The sequence below is a fragment of the Curtobacterium sp. MCBA15_016 genome, from assembly GCF_001865105.1.
Classification (GTDB): Bacteria; Actinomycetota; Actinomycetes; order Actinomycetales; family Microbacteriaceae; genus Curtobacterium.
Genome location: NZ_MJGR01000034.1, coordinates 348,556 through 368,670, shown reverse-complemented (window position 1 = coordinate 368,670; position 20,115 = coordinate 348,556). Strand labels below are relative to the sequence as shown.

13 protein-coding genes are annotated in these 20,115 nt (G+C 70.5%); 1 reads left to right on the top strand and 12 read right to left on the bottom strand.

Going from position 1 to position 20,115, the window contains the following annotated elements:
- Positions 1–40 precede the first annotated feature (40 nt).
- From whiA to uvrB, 6 genes are all read right to left on the bottom strand, one after another.
- On the bottom strand, positions 41–1,021 hold the full coding sequence (whiA, locus tag BIV03_RS15470; protein WP_070416210.1) for a DNA-binding protein WhiA: 981 nt from the start codon (positions 1,019–1,021) through the stop codon (positions 41–43).
- A gap of 75 nt (positions 1,022–1,096) precedes the next feature.
- The gene (rapZ, locus tag BIV03_RS15465) at positions 1,097–1,999 is read right to left on the bottom strand and encodes an RNase adapter RapZ (protein ID WP_070416211.1); all 903 of its coding nucleotides are present in this window, start codon (positions 1,997–1,999) and stop codon (positions 1,097–1,099) included.
- A 240-nt stretch (positions 2,000–2,239) separates the two neighbouring features.
- Positions 2,240–4,384, bottom strand: coding sequence for an excinuclease ABC subunit UvrC (gene uvrC / locus BIV03_RS15460; protein WP_071296302.1), 2,145 nt, complete (start codon positions 4,382–4,384; stop codon positions 2,240–2,242).
- A complete protein-coding gene (uvrA, locus tag BIV03_RS15455) occupies positions 4,385–7,411 on the bottom strand; it encodes an excinuclease ABC subunit UvrA (RefSeq protein ID WP_139199561.1) in 3,027 nt (1,008 codons plus the stop codon). It abuts the gene before it with no gap.
- 48 nt (positions 7,412–7,459) lie between these two features.
- Positions 7,460–8,404 carry an SDR family NAD(P)-dependent oxidoreductase gene (locus BIV03_RS15450; RefSeq protein WP_071296301.1) on the bottom strand — a complete coding sequence of 315 codons (945 nt, stop codon included), beginning with the start codon at positions 8,402–8,404 and terminating at the stop codon, positions 7,460–7,462.
- Positions 8,394–10,466, bottom strand: a complete 2,073-nt coding sequence (gene uvrB / locus BIV03_RS15445; protein WP_070419051.1) for an excinuclease ABC subunit UvrB — start codon at positions 10,464–10,466, stop codon at positions 8,394–8,396. Before uvrB ends, BIV03_RS15450 begins: the two co-directional genes overlap by 11 nt.
- Positions 10,467–10,636: 170 nt before the next feature.
- Here uvrB and BIV03_RS15440 point away from each other — a divergent pair, with 170 nt between their 5' ends.
- Positions 10,637–11,965 carry an MFS transporter gene (locus tag BIV03_RS15440; RefSeq protein ID WP_070416214.1) on the top strand — a complete coding sequence of 443 codons (1,329 nt, stop codon included), beginning with the start codon at positions 10,637–10,639 and terminating at the stop codon, positions 11,963–11,965.
- A 161-nt stretch (positions 11,966–12,126) separates the two neighbouring features.
- Here BIV03_RS15440 and BIV03_RS15435 read toward each other — a convergent pair whose 3' ends face one another.
- The 6 genes from BIV03_RS15435 to BIV03_RS15410 all read right to left on the bottom strand — a co-directional run bounded on the left by BIV03_RS15435 (position 12,127) and on the right by BIV03_RS15410 (position 20,071).
- Positions 12,127–13,491: an acyltransferase gene (locus BIV03_RS15435; RefSeq protein WP_071296300.1), complete on the bottom strand. Its 1,365-nt coding sequence runs from the start codon at positions 13,489–13,491 to the stop codon at positions 12,127–12,129.
- Entirely contained in the window at positions 13,488–14,984 is a 1,497-nt protein-coding gene (locus BIV03_RS15430; protein WP_071296299.1) for a class I adenylate-forming enzyme family protein, read from the bottom strand. Before BIV03_RS15430 ends, BIV03_RS15435 begins: the two co-directional genes overlap by 4 nt.
- A gap of 22 nt (positions 14,985–15,006) precedes the next feature.
- A complete protein-coding gene (locus BIV03_RS15425; RefSeq protein WP_071296298.1) occupies positions 15,007–16,038 on the bottom strand; it encodes a hypothetical protein in 1,032 nt (343 codons plus the stop codon).
- Positions 16,035–16,637 (bottom strand): dephospho-CoA kinase, encoded by a 603-nt coding sequence (gene coaE, locus BIV03_RS15420; protein ID WP_071296297.1) that lies wholly within the window; start codon positions 16,635–16,637, stop codon positions 16,035–16,037. Before coaE ends, BIV03_RS15425 begins: the two co-directional genes overlap by 4 nt.
- Before the next feature lie 95 nt (positions 16,638–16,732).
- Positions 16,733–18,202 carry a 30S ribosomal protein S1 gene (gene rpsA / locus BIV03_RS15415; RefSeq protein WP_070416219.1) on the bottom strand — a complete coding sequence of 490 codons (1,470 nt, stop codon included), beginning with the start codon at positions 18,200–18,202 and terminating at the stop codon, positions 16,733–16,735.
- Positions 18,203–18,391: 189 nt separating this feature from the next.
- The gene (locus tag BIV03_RS15410) at positions 18,392–20,071 is read right to left on the bottom strand and encodes a DUF885 domain-containing protein (protein WP_071296367.1); all 1,680 of its coding nucleotides are present in this window, start codon (positions 20,069–20,071) and stop codon (positions 18,392–18,394) included.
- Between the last annotated feature and the right edge of the window lie 44 nt (positions 20,072–20,115).

Here is a 20,115-nt window from a genome sequence, read left to right as displayed (position 1 = left end):
GCACCGCGCCTCCCGTCCGGAACGTCGTCACGCCCGTCGATCAGGCCCCTTCGAGCTCCTCGGGAACGCTCGCTTCGGTCCCCGGGATCCCGAGGTCGGACGCGCGCTTGTCGGCCATCGCGAGGAGGCGGCGGATGCGCCCGGCGATGGCGTCCTTCGTCATCGGCGGGTCCGCGTGCTGGCCGAGCTCGTCGAGGGACGCGTCGCGGTGCTGCAGCCGCAGCGAGCCGGCGTACTGGAGGTGGTCGGGGACCTCGTCGCCGAGGATCTCGAGCGCACGCTCGACCCGCGCGCACGCGGCGACGGCGGCCTGCGCGGAGCGGCGGAGGTTCGCGTCGTCGAAGTTGACGAGACGGTTGGCGGTGGCACGGACCTCGCGGCGCTGGCGCATCTCCTCCCAGTCGGCGGTGGTGCGGGCGGCGCCCATCACGGTCAGCATCTGGCCGATGGCCTCGCCGTCGCGGATGACCACGCGGTGCACACCGCGGACCTCACGGCCCTTCGCCGCGATGCCGAGCCGCGAGGCGGCACCGACGAGGGCCATCGCGGCCTCGTTGCCGGGGCAGGTGACCTCGAGCGCGGCGGCACGACCCGGGTCGGTCAGGGTGCCGGCGGCGAGGAACGCTCCACGCCAGATCGCGGCGAGGTCCTCGCGGTTGCCGGTGGTGAGCCGGTTCGGCAGACCGCGCACCGGGCGGCGGCGGGCGTCCATGAGGCCCGTCTGCCGGGCGAGGGTCTCCCCCGCCTCGAGCACGCGCACGAGGTACCGGGTGCCACGACGGGCTGACGCGGACGACCCCACCGACGCCTCGCTCCGCACGCCGTACAGCTCGGCGAGGTCCTTGCGCACACGGTGCACGATGATCCGGGTGTCGAGTTCGACCTCGACGGCGATCCGGCCCGAGATGACGTGCAGGCCACCCGCGAACCGCAGGATGGTCGCGAGCTCGGCAGCGCGGACCGTGTTGCGGTTCACGACGACCCGGGCCAGTTCGTCCTTGACCTCGGCAGTCAACGGCACAGCATCATTCCTAACGTTTCTTCTGGTGGGGTCCGCGTGCCCGGCGCACGTCGTGTGGAGCGGCCGGAGGGACGGTCACTCTCGGCCGAGGTCTCGGTTCTTCACACGCACGGCGACGTCGGGCATCCCGCGGAGGAGGTTCGCCAGCTCGGCGACGATGGCGACCGAACGGTGCTTGCCGCCGGTACAGCCGATGGCGATCGTAGCGTGTCTTTTGTTCTCGCGCTGGTACCCCTCGAACACCGGCTCGAGGACGTCGGCGTAGCGCTCGACGAACGTGCGGGCTCCGGGCTGGGCCAGGACGTAGTCCGAGACGGGTCGGTCGAGGCCCGTGTGCGGGCGGAGTTCCGGGACCCAGTAGGGGTTCGGCAGGAACCGCACGTCGGCCACCATGTCGGCGTCGGCGGGCAATCCGTACTTGAACCCGAAGCTCATCAGGGTCACCTGGACACCCGTGAAGTGGTCGTCGGCGAACTGCTCGGTCACGGCGTTCGCGAGTTGGTGGATGTTCAGGTCGGAGGTGTCGATGACGAGGTCCGATGCCTCGCGCAGGGCAGCGAGCCGGCTGCGTTCGCGGCCGATGCCGTCGAGCAGCGTGTCCTCGCCCTGGAGCGGGTGGGGCCGCCGCACCTGCTCGAAGCGCCGCACGAGGACCGCGTCCGTCGCCTCGAGGAACAGCACCCGGACGCGGGCCGAGGCGCTCTTGCGCACCTGCTCGACCGCCTGCTCGGGGTCGGTGAAGAACCGGCCGCCGCGGACGTCGACCACCGTGGCGATCTTCGGGATCTTCTCACCGGCACGGTCCGCGAGCTCGGTGAGCGGCGCGAGCATCTGCGTCGGGAGGTTGTCGACGACGTACCAGCCGAGGTCCTCGAGCGCCTTCCCCACCGTCGAACGACCGGCTCCGGACATGCCGGTGACGATGAGGATGTCGTGCTGCTGCGGCGATCGTGTCGGCGCTGGGACGCTGTCGGTCATCTGGGAGTGGGCTCCGTCGTGGCGGCCCGGGCGCGTCGCCCGGGGAGGTCTCGGCTGCGGGACAAGGGTATCGCCCGGACGCCGGGCTCGGGGCCCGTCATCCGGTCGGGTGCGGTCCGTCCGTCGGCCCTGGCCCGTCGGTCGGGTGCGGTCCGTCGGTCGAGTGCGGTCCGTCGGTCGGGTGCGGTCCGTCGGTCGGGTGCGGTCCGTCCGTCGGCCGCACGGGAGGTGCGGTGTGCGTCATGCGGGCAGGTGCGGGCCGTCGTCGGTCACCTCGGGGAGCCGGGCCGGCCCTCCGGAGCGGGTGGCTGCTGACTGCGTGGCGGCTGCCAGGTCGGGCGCGCTGGCTGGGCCGGGCGCGCTGGCGGTGCCCGGTTCGCCGGTTGCGTCGGCCGCGCTGGCGGTGCCGGGTTCGATCGCCGTGTCCGGCGCACCGACCCCGTCGGGAGCGCTCGTCGGCGTCGGGGCGCCCGCGGCCTCCGGCGCGCTCGTCGGCGTCTGCGCGAGCTTCGTGACCACGGCCGCCGCCGTCGCCGGCCCGACGCCGTTCACCTCGGCGATCTCATCCGCCGTCGCCTCGCGCAGGCGCGCCACCGACCCGAAGTGCTTCAGCAGCGCGTTCACCCGGGTGGGCCCGAGACCCGGGATCTCGGACAGCCGCGACCGGACGTCCCGCTTCCGCCGGGTCCGCTGGTGCGTGATCGCGAACCGGTGCGCCTCGTCGCGGATGCGCTGGATGAGGAACAGTGCCTCGGAGTTGCGCGGCAGGATCACCGGGAAGTCGTCGTCCGGCAACCAGAGTTCCTCGAGCCGCTTCGCGATCCCCACGAGCGCGATGTCGTGCACCCCGGCCTCGTCCATCGCGCGCTTCGCCGCCTGCACCTGTGGCTGCCCGCCGTCGACGATGAGGAGCTGCGGCCGGTACGCGAACCGCTTGGTGGGCTTCGAGCCCTCGACGACCTCGTCACTGGTGACGTCGGGAACGTCCGGCAGCTCGGCGTCCTCGTCGAGGCGCGCGAGCCGGCGGGACAGCACCTGGTACATGCTGTCGGTGTCGTCGGTGGTCTCGGCGATCGAGTACCGCCGGTACTGGTCCTTGCGGGGCAACCCGTCCTCGAACACGACCATCGACGCGACGACGTTCGTCCCCTGCAGGTGCGAGATGTCGTAGCACTCCATGCGGAGCGGTGCCTCGGTCATGCCGAGGGCGTCCTGGATGTCCGCCAACGCCGCTGACCGCGTCGTGTAGTCGGCGGAGCGCTTCGTCTTGTAGAGCATGAGCGCCTGGGCAGCGTTCTGCGCCGCGGTCCGGGCGAGCCCCGCCCGGTCACCCCGCTGCGCGGTGCTGAGCTTGGTGCCCCGACCGCCACGGCGTTCGCTGAGCCACTGCTGCAGCGCGTCGGCGTCCTCCGGCAGTTCCGGCACGACGACCTCGCGCGGGGGCTCCTCGCCCGTCGCGTACTGTCCCTGCACGATCTGCTCGATGAGGTCGCCCGTCGAGATGTCGAGTTCCTTGTCGACGACCCACCCGCGCACACCGCGGATGCGCCCGCCGCGCACCGAGAACAGCTGCACGGCCGCGGCGAGCTCGTCCTCGGAGATGCCGAACAGGTCGAGGTCGACCGAGTCGCGGAGCACGACCGCGGACTTCTCGAGCACGGCCTCGAGCGCGCCGACCTGGTCGCGGAACTTCGCGGCCTGCTCGTACTGCATCGCGTCGGCCGAAGCGGCCATGCGCTGCCGCAGCTGGGTGATCACCCGGCGGTCGTAGCTCGCCATGAAGCGCACGAACTCCTCGACCAGCGCACGGTGCTCGGCGATCGTGACCTTCTGGGAGCACGGACCGCCGCACTTGCCGATCTGCCCCGGGAAGCACGGCTTGCCGGTCTGCATCGCCTTCTTGTACGACGAGTCCGAGCAGGTGCGGATCGGGAACACCTTGATCATCAGGTCGATCGTGTCGTGCACCGCCCAGATCTTCGGGTACGGCCCGAAGTACTTCGCGCCCTTGATCTTCCGGTTCCGGGTGACCATCACCCGGGGCGACTCCTCGCCCAGGGTGATCGCCATGTACGGGTAGGACTTGTCGTCCCGGAACTTGACGTTGAAGGGCGGATCGAACTCCTTGATCCACGTGTACTCGAGCTGCAGCGCCTCGATCTCGGAGCCGACCGTCGTCCACTCGACGCTCCGTGCCGTGAGCACCATGCGCCGGGTGCGCTCGTGCAGCGTCGGCAGCGGTGCGAAGTAGTTGCTCAGCCGGGCACGGAGGTTCTTCGCCTTGCCGACGTAGAGCACCCGGCCGGCTTCGTCACGCCAGCGGTAGACGCCCGGATCAGTGGGGATCTCCCCCGCCTTCGGACGCCACGGGACGGTGTCCGCCACCTACCGAGCACCCGCCTTCTGCTTCGCCTTCGGCCGCTTCTGGCTCGCCGTGCGTGCGCCGACCGCCTGTTCCTTGCCGACCCGCGCGTCCTGCGCGTCGAAGATCTCCTTGAGGAAGACCCCGGTGTGGCTCTCGGGCACGTTCGCCACGTGCTCGGGCGTCCCCGTCGCGAGGACCGTCCCGCCGCCGGATCCACCCTCGGGTCCCATGTCGATCAACCAGTCCGCCGACTTGATGACGTCGAGGTTGTGCTCGATCGTGATGACCGTGTTGCCCTTGTCGACCAGGCTCTGCAGCACGAGGAGCAGCTTGCGGACGTCTTCGAAGTGCAGACCGGTGGTCGGTTCGTCGAGGACGTAGACCGTCCGGCCGTTCGACCGGCGCTGGAGCTCGGTGGCGAGCTTGACGCGCTGCGCCTCGCCCCCGGAGAGCGTCGTTGCGCTCTGCCCGAGCCGGACGTAGCCCAGCCCGACGTCGACGAGCGTCGCCATGTACCGGTGGATCGCGGAGATCGGCTCGAAGAACTCGGCTGCCTCGCTGATCGGCATGTCGAGGACCTCGGAGATGTCCTTGCCCTTGTAGTGCACCTGCAGCGTCTCGCGGTTGTACCGCGCACCGCCGCAGACCTCGCACGCGACGTAGACGTCGGGGAGGAAGTTCATCTCGATCTTGATCGTGCCGTCACCGGAGCAGTTCTCGCAGCGACCGCCCTTGACGTTGAAGCTGAAGCGACCGGGCTGGTAGCCGCGCGCCTTCGCCTCGGGCGTCTCGGCGAAGAGCTGCCGGATCCGGTCGAACACACCCGTGTAGGTCGCCGGGTTGGACCGCGGGGTCCGACCGATCGGCGCCTGGTCGACGTGCACGACCTTGTCGAGCTGGTCGAGCCCCTTCACGCGGGTGTGCTTGCCCGCGATGTGCCGTGCGCCGTTGAGCTGGTTGGCGAGCACCTTGTAGAGGATGTCGTTGACGAGCGTCGACTTGCCCGAGCCGCTCACCCCGGTGACCGCGGTGAACACCCCGAGCGGGAAGTCCGCGTCGATCGACTTGAGGTTGTTCGCCCGCGCACCCTGCACGCTGATCGTGCGCTTGAGGTTGACCTTGCGACGCTCGGCCGGGACCTCGATCGCACGTCGGCCCGCGAGGTAGTCGCCCGTGATCGATTCGCGGTTCTCGATGATCCCCTCGTACGAGCCGGAGTGGACGACGTTGCCGCCGTTCACACCCGCGCCGGGGCCGATGTCGACGACCCAGTCCGCCGTGCGGATCGTGTCCTCGTCGTGCTCGACGACGATGAGCGTGTTGCCGAGGTCCTTGAGCTTCACCAGGGTGTCGATCAACCGCCGGTTGTCGCGCTGGTGCAGCCCGATGCTCGGCTCGTCGAGGACGTAGAGCACGCCGGTCAGACCGGACCCGATCTGGGTGGCCAGACGGATGCGCTGCGCCTCGCCGCCGGACAGCCCGCCCGCGCCACGGGAGAGCGTCAGGTAGTTCAGACCGACCTCGAGCAGGAACTCGAGCCGCGCCCGGATCTCGCGCAAGACCGCCGCCGCGATGTGCGCCTCGCGCTCGGTGAGGGTGAGGCTCTCCATGAAGCCGTACGCGTTGTCGAGCGACATGTCCGTCACGTCGGCGATGCTGCGGCCGTCGACCGTCACCGCGAGCACCTCGGGCTTGAGGCGAGTGCCGTCGCAGACCGGGCAGGGGACCTCGCGCAGGTAGCCCTGGAAGCGCTGCCGCTGCGAGTCCGACTCGGCCTCGGCGAACTTGCGCTCGATGTAGGGCATGACGCCCTCGAACCCGCTCGTGTACCGCATCTCGCGGCCGAACCGGTTGCGCCAGGACACCGACACCTGGAAGTCCTTGCCGGTGAGGATCGCTGCCTGCACCGAGGCGTCGAGACGGTTCCACGGGGTGTCCAGGTCGAACCCGAGGTCCTTGCCGAGGCCGGCGAGGAGCTTCTCGAAGTAGGAGTAGAGCCCGCTCGTGCCCGTCCACGGCAGCAGGACGCCGTCGCGCAGGGACGCCTCGGGGTCGCCGAGGACGAGGTCCGGGTCGACCGACATGCGGGTACCGAGGCCGGAGCACTCGGGGCACGCGCCGAACGGCGCGTTGAACGAGAACGTGCGGGGCTCGATCTCGGTGAGCGCCAGCGGGTGGTTGTTCGGGCAGGAGAGGTTCTCGGAGTAGGTCCGGACCGCACCGGGTCCCTCGGCGTCGACGAGGTCGATCGCGACCGTGCCGTCGGTCAGGCGCAGTGCCGTCTCGAGCGAGTCGGTCAGACGCCCGAGGATGTCCTCGTTCGCGACGAGACGGTCGACGATGACGGAGATGTCGTGCTTGACCTGCTTCTTGAGCTTGGGCGGGTCGCTGAGCTGGATGCGCTCCCCGTCGACGATCGCGCGGGCGTAGCCGGACGCCGCCAGTTCTTGGAAGAGGTCGACGAACTCGCCCTTCTTCTTGGAGATGACGGGCGCGAGCACCTGGAACCGCGTGCCCGACTCGAACTCCATGAGCTGGTCGGCGATCTGCTGCACGCTCTGCTTGCTGATCACCTCACCGCAGACGGGGCAGTGCGGGATGCCGATGCGCGCCCAGAGCAGACGCATGTAGTCGTAGACCTCGGTGATGGTGCCGACCGTCGAGCGCGGGTTGCGGTTCGTCGACTTCTGGTCGATCGAGACCGCGGGCGAGAGTCCTTCGATGAAGTCGACGTCCGGGCGATCGACCTGCCCGAGGAACTGGCGCGCGTACGCGGACAGCGACTCGACGTAGCGGCGCTGTCCCTCGGCGAAGATCGTGTCGAACGCCAGCGAGGACTTGCCGGATCCGGACAGACCCGTGAACACGACGAGCGAGTCGCGTGGGATCTCGAGGTCGACGTCGCGCAGGTTGTGCACGCGGGCACCGCGCACGCTGAGCGTGGAGGTGCTGTGCGGTGCCGTGCCGCCGGGGATGTGGAGGTCTACGGGCTCGCCGAAGGCATTCCGGCCCGACGTCGAGGTTCCGCGGTCAGAGGTGATGGTCATCGTCGTCGATTCTACGAAGCGGCACCGACATTCGGCCGCGATGGACGGTCAGACGAGTGCGTCGAGAGCGAACGCGACCCCGGCGGCACGCTCGCTCGCCACCCAGAGCCGGGCGGCCTCGGCCCGGTCGTGGGCCCGCGGTTCGGCGCGGACGACCGCTGCCGGCCCCCGGAGCTGCATCCAGCCCGACGGCCCCCAGTACTCGCCGGACCGGACGCCGACGGCGATCGCCGCGTGCACGAGCGGGTCGGCGCCGGCGTCCTTGCCCTGGGCGTACAGCCGCTGCGCCGGACGGGTCCACGCCGGCTCCGATCGGGACGATGCGACGTCGGGACGCTCGGGTGACAGCAGGTCGAGCGAGAACCCGGGATGCGCGACGACGCTGGAGACCGGTGACCCGGCATCGGCGAGGCGTTCGGCGAGCTCGAAGCCGAAGAGCATGACCGCGAGCTTGCTCCGCCCGTACTGGCGGTAACTCGAGTAGTGGCTCGCGCCGAGCGGGTCCGACGGGTCGAGCCGTGCCCACCGGTGTGCGATCGACCCGAGGTGCACCACGCGCCCCGCGCGGCGGTCGAGCAGTGGGAGCGTCAGCGCCGTCCAGGCGAAGTGCCCGAGGTGGTTCGTGCCCACCTGCAGCTCGGTGCCCTGGGCCGTCCGCTGCATCGTGCTCGCGCCCACCACGCCGGCGTTGTTCACGATCGCGTCGACACCCTCCGGCTGCAGCGCCGCGAGCTCGTCGGCGGCTGCCCGCACGCTGTCGAGGTCAGCGAGGTCGAGGTGCACGTGCGCGAGGCCGGCGCCGTCCACGTGGCGACGGATGCTCCGCTCGGCCGCCGCAGCGCGCTCGCGGCTGCGGGTCGCGAGGACGACGCGGTGACCGGCGGCGGCGAGCTGCTCCGCGGCGAAGTACCCGAGGCCGGCACTCGCACCGGTGACGACGACCGTGCGACGGGACCCGTCGCGCGCGGCGCGCGCGCCGGCGTCAGCTGACATGGCCCGCCGACTCCATCTGGCGGAGCGCCTTCTTGAGGTCCTGCACCTCGTCGCGGAGCCGTGCGGCGAGTTCGAACTTCAGCTCGGCCGCCGCCTGCAGCATCTGCTCGTTGAGGTCGCCGATGGTCGCTTCGAGCTGCATCGCCCCCTCGCCGGCGATCCCGCCGCGCTTGAGGTTCGGCGTCGGCGAGCGTCGGCCGTCCGCTCCGGGGCGACCTTCGAGCAGCGCCTTCGTGTCGTCGTTCTCACGCGCCAGGATCTCGGTGATGTCGGCGATCTTCTTGCGCAGCGGCTGCGGGTCGATGCCGCGCTCGGTGTTGTAGGCCACCTGCTTCTCGCGGCGACGGTCGGTCTCCTCGATCGCGGTCTTCATCGAGTCGGTCATCTTGTCGGCGTACATCAGCACCTGGCCCGACACGTTGCGGGCGGCACGACCGATCGTCTGGATGAGCGACGTCGACGAGCGGAGGAAGCCTTCCTTGTCGGCGTCGAGGATCGCCACGAGGGAGACCTCGGGCAGGTCGAGCCCCTCGCGCAGGAGGTTGATGCCGACGAGCACGTCGTAGACGCCCTGGCGCAGTTCGGTCAGCAGCTCGACGCGCTTGAGGGTGTCCACGTCGGAGTGCAGGTACCGGACCCGGACGCCGGCGTTGCCGAGGAAGTCGGTGAGTTCCTCGGCCATGCGCTTGGTCAGCGTCGTGACGAGGACGCGCTCGTCCTTCTCGACGCGCTGGTTGATCTCCTCGAGCAGGTCGTCGATCTGGCCGTCACTCGGCTTCACGACGATCTCGGGGTCGACCAGGCCCGTCGGGCGGATGATCTGCTCGACGACACTGTCCGTCACGCCGAGTTCGTAGCGGCCCGGGGTCGCCGACAGGTAGACCTTCTGGCCGGAGCGCTCGAGGAACTCTTCCCAGGTGAGCGGTCGGTTGTCGAGGGCGCTCGGCAGGCGGAAGCCGTGCTCGACCAGCGTGCGCTTGCGGGAGGCGTCCCCTTCGTACATCGCGCCGATCTGGGGCACGGTGACGTGCGACTCGTCGATCACGATGAGGAGATCGTCCGGGAAGAAGTCGAGCAGGCAGTGCGGCGGTTCCCCCGCGGCACGGCCGTCCATGTGGCGCGAGTAGTTCTCGATGCCGGAGCAGAAGCCGATCTGCTCCATCATCTCGATGTCGAACGTGGTGCGCATCCGGAGCCGCTGGGCCTCGAGCAGCTTGCCCTGCCCCTCGAGCTCGGCCAGGCGCTCGGCGAGTTCGTCCTTGATCGTGGCGATCGCCCGGTGCATGACCTCGGTGTCGGCGACGTAGTGCGACGCCGGGAAGATCGACACGGCGGGCATGTCCTCGATCACGTTGCCGGTGAGCGGGTGCAGGTACGACAGCGCCTCGACCTCGTCGCCGAACATCTCGATGCGGATCGCGTGCTCTTCGTACATCGGGATGATCTCGAGCGTGTCGCCGCGGACCCGGAAGGTCCCTCGTGCGAAGTCGACGTCGTTCCGCTGGTACTGCATCGCGACGAACTTGCGGACGAGCTGGTCGCGGGAGATGGTCTGGCCGACGTGCAGCGCGACCGACGCGTTCATGTACTGCTCCGGCGTCCCCAGGCCGTAGATGCAGGACACCGTCGAGACCACCACGACGTCGCGCCGGCTGAGCAGCGAGTTCGTCGTCGAGTGCCGGAGCCGCTCGACCTCGGCGTTGACCGAGGAGTCCTTCTCGATGAAGGTGTCCGTCTGCGGGACGTAGGCCTCGGGCTGGTAGTAGTCGTAGTACGAGACGAAGTACTCGACGGCGTTGTTCGGCAGCAGGCTCCGGAACTCGTTCGCGAGCTGGGCCGCCAGGGTCTTGTTGTGCGCGAGCACGAGCGTCGGCCGCTGCACCTGCTCGATGAGCCACGCGGTCGTCGCCGACTTGCCCGTACCGGTCGCACCGAGCAGCACGACGTCGGTCTCACCGGCGTTGATGCGACCGGCCAGTTCGGCGATCGCCGCGGGCTGGTCGCCGCTCGGCGAGTACTCGCTGATGACCTCGAACGGGCGGACCGCGCGCGTGGGCTCGATTGACACTGCCATGCCCACCACGGTAGTCGGCACCCCTGACACCGGAGCCGTCTGCTCGCCCTCGGCGTATCGTCCACGCCAAGCACGCTCCGAGACCGCTGATAGGGACCCGGCATAGCCTCCGATCCGTTCAGCAACCCGACTCGCTCTCACTCCCCGAAGAGGCCCCCATGACGACGGCGACCCCCGCCGCACCGACGAAGGGCACCCCGTTCCGCGGACGCATCCGCGGACGAGTGCTCATCCTGCTGTGCTGCATGTACGCGATCTCGTACATCGACCGCACCAACATCTCCACGGCGCTCCCCCACATCACCGAGGACTTCGGCTTCAACGAGACGACCGCCGGGCTCATCGTCTCCGCCTTCGCACTCCCCTACGCCCTGCTGCAGGTCTTCGGCGGCACGATCGCCGAGAAGTTCGGTCCCCGGAAGGCCCTGTTCGTCATCACCGTGATCTGGGGTGTCGCCACCCTCTGGACCGGGTTCTCGGTCGGCTTCTGGACGCTCTTCGCCGCCCGCGCGCTCCTCGGCCTGAGCGAGGCCGCCGCGTTCCCCGCCGCCACCCAGGCCATGAGCCGCTGGATCCCCCGCGACCGCAACGGCTTCGCACAGGGCGTCGTGCACTCCGCGGCGCGCCTCGGCAACGCCCTCGCACCGCTCCTCGTCGCCTGGGTCATCGGTGCGACCGGCAGCTGGCGGTGGGCCTTCTTCGCGACGGCCGTCCTGTCCATCGCCTGGGCGATCGTCTGGTTCGTCTGGTTCCGCGACAAGCCCGAGGACACCGCCGGCATCCAGCAGGTCGAGCTCGACGAGCTCCCGCCCGTCGAGACCCGCGCCACCCGGCCGCCCGTCCCGTGGCGCACGCTGGCCCGGCAGATCTCCCCGGTGACCTTCGTCGACTTCGGGTACGGCTGGGTGCTCTGGGTGTTCCTCACCTGGATCCCGACGTTCCTCAGCGACACCTACGGCCTGCCGATCAGCCAGTTCGCCCTCTTCACCACGCTCGTGCTCCTCGCCGGTGTCGTCGGCGACACCGTCGGCGGGATGCTCAGCGACCGGATCATCCACCGCGGCGGCGACAGCCGGAACGCCCGGAGGATCGTCCTCGTCATCGGCCTCGGCGGCTCCCTCGTCTGCCTCGTCCCCCTCGTGATCGGGCAGGGCCTGGTCGTCGCGACGATCTCGCTCGCCCTCTCGTTCTTCTTCCTGGAGCTCTGCAACGCCAACCTCTGGGCCATCCCGATGGACGTCGCCCCGCAGTGGTCCGGCACCGCATCGGGGTTCATGAACACCGGCTTCGGCATCGCCGGCGTGATCTCGCCGATCGTGTTCGGCGCGCTGATCGACGCCTCCGGCTGGCAGCTGCCCTTCGCCCTCTCCTGCGCGCTGCTCGCCGCCGCCGCCGTGGTCGCGTGGTTCATGAAGCCGAAGCGGCTCACGATGACGGACGGCGTCCTCGAGATCGGCGTCCCGAAGGCCGAGCAGCACGCCGGCTGATCCGCGTCGCGACGACCGGAACACGCTGCGGACGGGAGGCGCGGTGCCAGGCCGACCCGCGCCTCCCGTCCGGCACTGCGCACGACGGGAGGCGCGGTGCCGGCCCGACCCGCGCCTCCAGTCCCCGCGCGGTGCGGGCGACGCCCCATCGGCGGAGGCGCTCAGCGCGTCGACCGCCGCCCGACGTCGTCCGTCTCCCCCACGAGCGCATCGTCCGGCTCGACCGGCTCGACCCGCGGTTCCGGGGCGACCACCGGCACGGCACCAGCACCCGCACCCCGAGCAGCTGCCTCCCGCTTCCGCGCCCGCGCCGCCCGCTGCCCACGCGACGACAACGACGGCCGCCCCGTGAGCGGCACGCTCAACGGCGTCCACCGGAACAGCTCCGTCACGGCCACCGACAGCACGAGCACGAGCACGTAGGTGACCAGCGTGAGCCAGGGCTGGGGCACGACCCGTTCGAGCCAGCTGTCGCCGTACAGCAGGATCCAGATCGCGAACGGGTGGCTGAGGAAGATGCCGAACGACCGGTCCGAGCCGTAGTCGACGACGCGGGCGAGCGCGCTCCCGGGCCGGCGCCGATCCGCCCAGCGCGCGCCGATCGCCAGGAACCCGACGAACACGGCGCTGCTCCAGAGCACCTGGACGGGCTGCAGGGGCGTGCCGGCGGCGTAGAGCGACTGCCCGAGACCGACCTGCAGCCACCACACGCCGAGGGTGAGCGCGCCGACGCCCGCGAAGCCCCAGAGGACGGCGCGGCGGTGCACCCGGATGAACCGGAGGAAGGCATCCGCGTGGTCGGCGGCGATCGCGCCGGAGACGATGAAGAACACGTACGAGAAGAAGAACTGCTTCTGGTAGCCGTGCATCCACGCGTCGCTGGCGGGGAAGTACTTGTACCCGGCGAAGACCACGAGCTGGAACACGAGCGTCACGGCGAGGACCGCGACGTGGTGGCCGCGCGTCCTCCGGACCAGCCACGCGATGACCGGCAGGAGCAGGTACACCTGCATCGTCACGAGCAGGAAGTAGAGGTGGTACCAGGAGACGCCGGTGACGATGCCCTCGGCGTACGTGCGCACGAGGTCGGGCACGTCGCCCCGGCGAGTGGCGCTGAGGAGCCAGGACGACGCCACGTAGACGAACGACCACGCCAGGTAGGGCACGCCGACGAGCAGGAAGCGCTTCGGCCAGAACTGCGCCATCGGCCGCGGTCGGAGCGTGTAGCTGTAGACGAGCACGAAGGCCGTCAGCGAGAAGAAGACCAGGCGGGTGAAGTGGAGCAGGCCGAGCAGGGCGTTCAGCGGGACGTCGTCGGCGGCGACCGTGTGACTGGTGGTGTGCACGCCGATGACGCAGGCGAAGGTCAGGATGCGGAGGACGTCGACCTCGTAGAGGTGCCGCGGCTTCCCCTCGGCGGTGCGGGTCGGCGTCTGCACCCGACGGTCGGCAGCGCCGGCGGTGGGCGTGGCAGCGTCGGCGGTGGGCGTGGCAGCGTCGGCGGTGGGCGTGGCGGCGTCGGTCACGGGTGTTCGGCCATCGTCCGCACCTTCGCCCGCTGGACCTTGCCGGTCGGCGCGCGCGGCAGGTCGGGCACGACGACGATCTCGACCGGACGGCGGAACCGTGTGAGGTGCGCCTCGGCTCGCGCGGTGAGGTCGGCGACCAGGGCCTCGGCGTCCACGGCCTCGTCCGGCTGCGGGATCACGTAGGCGATCGGTACCGCGCCGAGGACCTCGTGCGGCCGCCCGACGACCACGGCCTCGAGCACGCGGTCGTCGCCGAGCAGCACGTCCTCCACCTCGGAGGGGTACACCTTCTCGCCGCCCCGGTTGATGACGTCGTCCGAGCGACCGGCGAGCGACACCCAGCCGTCCGCCGAGACCGATCCGACGTCGCCCGTGCTCAACCAGCCGTCCGCGTCGAAGCGCTCGGCTGCGCGACCGAAGAGGTAGCGGTGGACGATGCCCTCGCCGCGGATCCAGAGGGCGCCGACCTCGTCGGCGGGCAGCACCGTGCCGTCCTCGCCCCGGACCTGCACCTCGGACCCGCCCGGCACGCCGACGGTCCCGACGCGTGCGGGTGCACCGAGCGGCGTGGCGGTGATCTGCGACGCGCCCTCGGTCATCCCCCAGCTGACGACGAGCGGAACATCGCCGAGCGCCTGCCGCACCGGATCGGGCAGCGGAGCGGACGCGCTGCGGACGAACCGGAGCCCCTCAGGGAAGTCGAGCGGACCGGTCTTCGCGAGGACCGCGAGGATCGCCGGGACGGCGTTCAGCCAGGTGATCCGGCGCTCGGCGAGCAGCTCCCAGAAGCCGGTGCGACGGAACCGCCGGTCGAGCACGAGGGTCCCGCCGGCCACGAGGGTCGCCAGCAACCCGACGACCTCGGCGTTCACGTGGAAGAGCGGGAGGGAGTTGAACCCGCGGTCTTCAGGCGTGAGGCGGTTGTGCTGCGCCACGGCCCGGGCCACGAACAGCAGCTGCGACTCGGGCAGTTCGACGCCCTTCGGGGTGCCGGTGGAGCCGGAGGTGAAGAGCACGACGGACCCCTCGCCGGGTGCGTCCGGGTTCTCCGACGGCAGGTCGCCGTCGCGGACGACTGCCGGGAGGAACGTGGCCGCGTCGATCCCGCTCGCCGGCGCCCCGGGGACGGTCGCGTCCACGGCGCGGTCCGACACCACGAGCGAGGCGCCGCCGATCAGGTCGGCGAGACGGCCGGGTTCCGAGGTCGGCTGTCCGGTGTCGACGGGGATCGCCCGCCGACCGGTCGCGAGGGCGGCGAGGTGCACGACCGCGAACGAGAGCGGATCGGCGAGGTCGACCAGGACCGCCCCGGACGGCGCGACCCCGATCGCGTCGAAGGTCGACGACCACGCCGACACCGCGTCCTCGAGCGCGCGGTAGGTCAGGACGCGGTCACTGCGCGCGTCCTCGAGGTAGCTGCGCTCCCCGTCCTGCGCCGCGCGGGCACGGATGGTCGAGCGCAGGTCGGGTCGTTCGCCTGCTTGCTGCACGGACTCAGAGTATTGCGGGATCCTATGACGGGTCCGAGGGGAAGCGGTGGAGCAGCCACTGCCACAGCGCCTCCATCCGCGGGAGCCCGTCGCGGCCGATCGGGGTCGTGTCCTTGATCGTGCGCGAGTGCGACTCGGCCGGCGACCCCACCGCGATGTCGGTGAGGATCGCGTGCGGGTCCTCGTCGGGTCCGGGCGGCGCGGTGTCGGTCCGGAACGGCCCGTCGGGACCGTCGAGCCCGAGCACCTTCCAGGAGCCGCGGATCCGCGGGCCGAAGACGTCGCGCACGTCGTCGATCGCGTACATCCGGGCGACCGGTGTCCGCCCCGGGCGGTCCATCCAGGCCGCGTGCTCGCTGCCCAACGACTCCACGGGCGAGGAGAACATCAGCGCGCCCCGCACCGGCCGGATGTGCGCGATGTACGCCGCCTCGCCGCCGCCCTGCGAGTGCCCGGCCACCACGATGTCCTGCCAGGCGATGTCCGAGTCGCCCTGGACGAACCGTCCCCACCCGCCGTCCGGGTCGTGGTCGTCGAGGTAGGCGATCGCGTCGCGGAACCGCGAGACGATCGAGCCGGCCGGCTGCACCGAGCTGAACCGTGACGACCGAGTGCCGTCGAACCGGTTCCGCTGCACCTGCCCGTAGCAGTGCGGATCCGCCTCGCACGTCCCCGACAGCGTCTTGCCGAGGTTCCAGTAGTCGAGCCCGAGCACGTGGTACCCGTCCCGCAGCGCCGCGGACAGGAACAGCTGGTAGTCGGCGGGCCGGGCGCGGGTCGCCGGCAGGAACAGCAGCAGCGGGCCGCCGGAGTCGGTGCGTGCTGCGAAGTCGTCACGGTTCGGCTCGAGCCGCTGCCCGTTGATCGTGCCGAGGCGGAAGCGGTGGAACTCCCCGACCGGACCGTGCTCGTCGCCGCGCGGTCGGTCGGCTGCGGACACCCGGCCGTGCTCCGCGACCCGCTCGCCACCGAGGACGTTCGCCGCGACGAGCGACGCGGCGCCGATCGCCACGAGGAGGACGGCCGCGAGGACCAGGAGCGCCCGGTGCTTCATCGGCCGATGCGCTCCCAGACCTTATCGGCGGATCGGATCGTGTCGGCGAGGGTGCCGGTGGCGTCCACCACGTGGTCGGCCAGTGCCAGGCGGTCGGCATCGCTCGCCTGGGCGGCGACGCGGCGCTCGGCTTCGTCGCGGGGCATGCCGCGGTGCTCCACGAGCCGCTCGATCCGCTGGGCAGCGGGAGCATCGACCACCACGACCGCGTCGAACCGCAGCGGCCGGCTCCCCCGGGCTTCGGCGAGCAGTGGCACGTCGTAGACCACGACGGCGTCCGGGTCCGCTGCCTCGGCTGCGTCGAACGCCGCCTGGGCGAGACGCCAGACCTCGGGGTGGGTGATCCGCTCGAGGTCCTTCCGCGCCGCGGCGTCGGCGAACACGATCGCGCCGAGTGCCGGCCGGTCGAGCGAACCGTCGGGGGCGATGACGCCGGGGCCGAACCGCTCGGCGACCTGCGCGAGGCCCGGGCTGCCGGGAGCGACGGCGTCGCGCGCCAGCCGGTCGGCGTCCACCACGACCGCGCCGTGCTCGGCCCAGCGGCCGGAGACGGTGGACTTGCCCGCGGCGATGCCGCCCGTGAGACCGATGATGCGCACACCGACAGGCTACCGACCCGCCACCTCCGGAACGGCCGGAAGCCCGGCACCCCTTCTCAGGGATGCCGGGCTTCCGGTACGGCTGCGCCGCTCGATCAGTTGGTCGAGCTGAGCTTCTCGCGGAGCGCTGCGAGCGAGGCGTCGTCGGCCAGGGTGCCCTGACCGTTCGACTCGGTCGCGAACGTCGAGGACGACGACGACGAAGCGGTCGCCGGGAGGTCGAAGCCACCCTGCGCCTCGTCGGCGATGGTCTTCGCGACCTGCGCCTTGTGGGCTTCCCAACGCGACTGGGCGGCAGCGTACTGACGCTCCCACTCCTCGCGCTGGGTGTCGAAGCCCTCGAGCCACTCGTTCGTCTCCGGGTCGAAGCCGTCCGGGTACTTGTAGTCGCCCTTGTCGTCGTACTCGGTCGGCATGCCGTAGAGCGCCGGGTCGAACTCGGAGCCTTCCGGGTCCACGCCCTCGTTCGCCTGCTTGAGGCTGAGCGAGATGCGACGACGGTCGAGGTCGATGTCGATGATCTTGACGAAGACCTCGTCGTTGACCGAGACGACCTGCTCGGCGAGCTCGACGTGCTTGTTCGAGAGCTCCGAGATGTGCACGAGGCCCTCGATGCCGTCGGCAACGCGGACGAAGGCACCGAACGGCACGAGCTTCGTGACCTTGCCCGGTGCGATCTGGCCGATCGCGTGGGTGCGGGCGAAGACCTGCCACGGGTCTTCCTGCGTGGCCTTGAGCGAGAGCGACACGCGCTCGCGGTCCAGGTCCACCTCGAGGATCTCGACGGTGACTTCCTGACCGACCTCGACGACCTCGCTGGCGTGCTCGATGTGCTTCCAGCTGAGCTCGGAGACGTGGACGAGACCGTCGACGCCGCCGAGGTCGACGAACGCACCGAAGTTGACGATCGACGACACGATGCCCTTGCGGACCTGGCCCTTGTGGAGGTTGTTGAGGAACGTGGTCCGGGACTCGGACTGCGTCTGCTCGAGCAGCGCGCGGCGCGAGAGGACGACGTTGTTCCGGTTCTTGTCGAGCTCGAGGATCTTCGCCTCGAGCTCCTGACCGAGGTACGGCGTGAGGTCGCGGACGCGACGCAGCTCGATGAGCGACGCCGGGAGGAAGCCGCGGAGGCCGATGTCGACGATCAGACCGCCCTTGACGACCTCGATGACCGTACCGGTCACGACGCCGTCGGACTCCTTGATCTTCTCGACGTCGCCCCAGGCGCGCTCGTACTGCGCACGCTTCTTCGACAGGATGAGGCGACCTTCCTTGTCCTCCTTCTGGAGAACCAGGGCCTCGACCTCGTCACCGACCTCGACGACCTCGTTGGGGTCGACGTCGTGCTTGATGGAGAGTTCGCGCGAGGGGATGACACCCTCGGTCTTGTAACCGACGTCGAGGAGGACCTCGTCGCGGTCGATCTTCACGACGGTGCCGGAGATGAGGTCTCCGTCGTTGAAGAACTTCAGGGTCTTCTCGACCTCGGCCAGGAAGTCATCAGCCGAGCCGATGTCGTTGATGGCGACCTGCTTGGGAGCCTTGGTCGTGGTGGTTGTCATGTAGAGATTGCTCCGAACGGACATGAGTCGGGCCGAGACGGCGAGGGAGCGACCCCCTGGTCCGAACCGGATGCCGGTTCGAGCCGTCCTGGCGATGTGTTTGGTGAGCGCGGATTGCGCCGCACAAGTCTAACCGCAGCGAGCGAGCGCCCACAACCGGGCGTGTCGGATCGTGTCGGCCCCGATCGATCAGTCGAGCAGGGCGCTGCGGAGCGTGTCCAGACCGATGCTGCCGAGCGCGAGGGCCCGGTGGTGGAACGCCTTGAGGTCGAACGACGCACCCTCGCGGGCGGCCACCTCGTCGCGGATGGACTCCCAGACGCGCTGACCGACCTTGTACGACGGCGCCTGCCCGGGCCAGCCGAAGTACCGGGCCACCTCGAACTGCACGAACTCGTCGGACATGTTCACGTTCTGGCGCATGAAGTCGAGGGCGTACTCCCACGTCCAGGCGCCACCGTCGGGGTTCGTCTTCTGCAGGTGGACGCCGATGTCGAGCACCACCCGGGCTGCACGCATGCGCTGCCCGTCGAGCATGCCGAGCCGGTCCCCGTCGTCGTCGAGGAAGCCGAGCTGCTCCATGAGGCGCTCGGCGTAGAGCGCCCAGCCCTCGACGTGCCCCGAGGACCCGGACAGCTGCCGACGCCAGGTGTTCAGCTCGCCGCGGTTGTAGACGCCCTGGCTGATCTGGAGGTGGTGGCCGGGGACACCCTCGTGGTAGACCGTCGTCTTCTCGCGCCAGGTGCCGAACTCGGTGACGCCCTGCGGCACGGACCACCACATGCGGCCGGCGCGCGAGAAGTCGTCGGACGGGCCGGTGTAGTAGATCCCGCCCTCTTGTGTGGGGGCGATCCGGCACTCGAGGCGCTTGATCGGGTCGGCGATGTCGAAGTACTTGCCGTCCATCGCCCGGATCGACTCGTCGCTCGTCTCCTGCATCCACCGCTGCAGGGCGTCGGTGCCGTGCAGCACCCGCGCCGGGTCGGCGTCGAGGACCTCGATCGCCCGGGCGACGCTCGCACCGGACTCGATGCGGTCGGCGATGCGCTCCTGCTCGTCACGCATCCGCGCGAGTTCCTCGATCCCCCACTGGTACGTCTCGTCGAGGTCGACGACCGCACCGAGGAACCGCCGGGAGTGCAGCTCGTACGCCTCGCGCCCGACGGCGTCGACCGGCGTCGCGAGCGGCATCAGCTCGTGCTCGAGGAACTGCCCGAACGACCGGTACGCAGCAGCGGCGACCTCGGCCCCGCGGGCGAGCTCGGCCCGGAGCGGCTCAGGCACCGGACCACCGTCGTCGAACGCGGCGCCGTCGACCAGCTGCCGGAAGACGCCGTCCGCCGCGCCGGTGCGGGTGGCCTGCTCGGCGATGAGCGCGACCTGGCGACGAGCGGGCGTGACGTCCTCGCGCGTTCCCTCGAGCAGGGTCTCGCGGATGCCCTCGATCGCGTCGGGGAGCGCGTGCAGCCGACTCGCGATGTCCCGCCAGTCGGACTCGGTCGCGGTCGGCATGAGGTCGAGAACGTCGCGCACGGACTGCGCCGGGCTGGCGATGACGTTGAGGTCGCGGAGGTGGAGCTTGCGGTCGAAGGACTCCTGGACGAGGTCGAGCTCGGCACCGAGGTCGGTCTTCGTCACCTCGTCGACGGCGTCCACCGCGTCGGCTGCGTCCAGCGCACGCTTCGTGGCGCGCGCCGCGTCCGCCATGGCCGCCGCACCGGCGGGCGACGTGTCGCCGTACTCCCCCGTGCGCCCCGGGACGCCGATGTACGTGGCGACGGTCGGGTCGAGGTCGACGAGGGTGGACACCCAGTCCTCGGCGACGCGGTCGACGGCGGAGGGCTGGCGGACAGGACGGTCATCGGTCATGCTCACGACCCTATCCACGACCGCTCACGACGTGGGACCCGCGG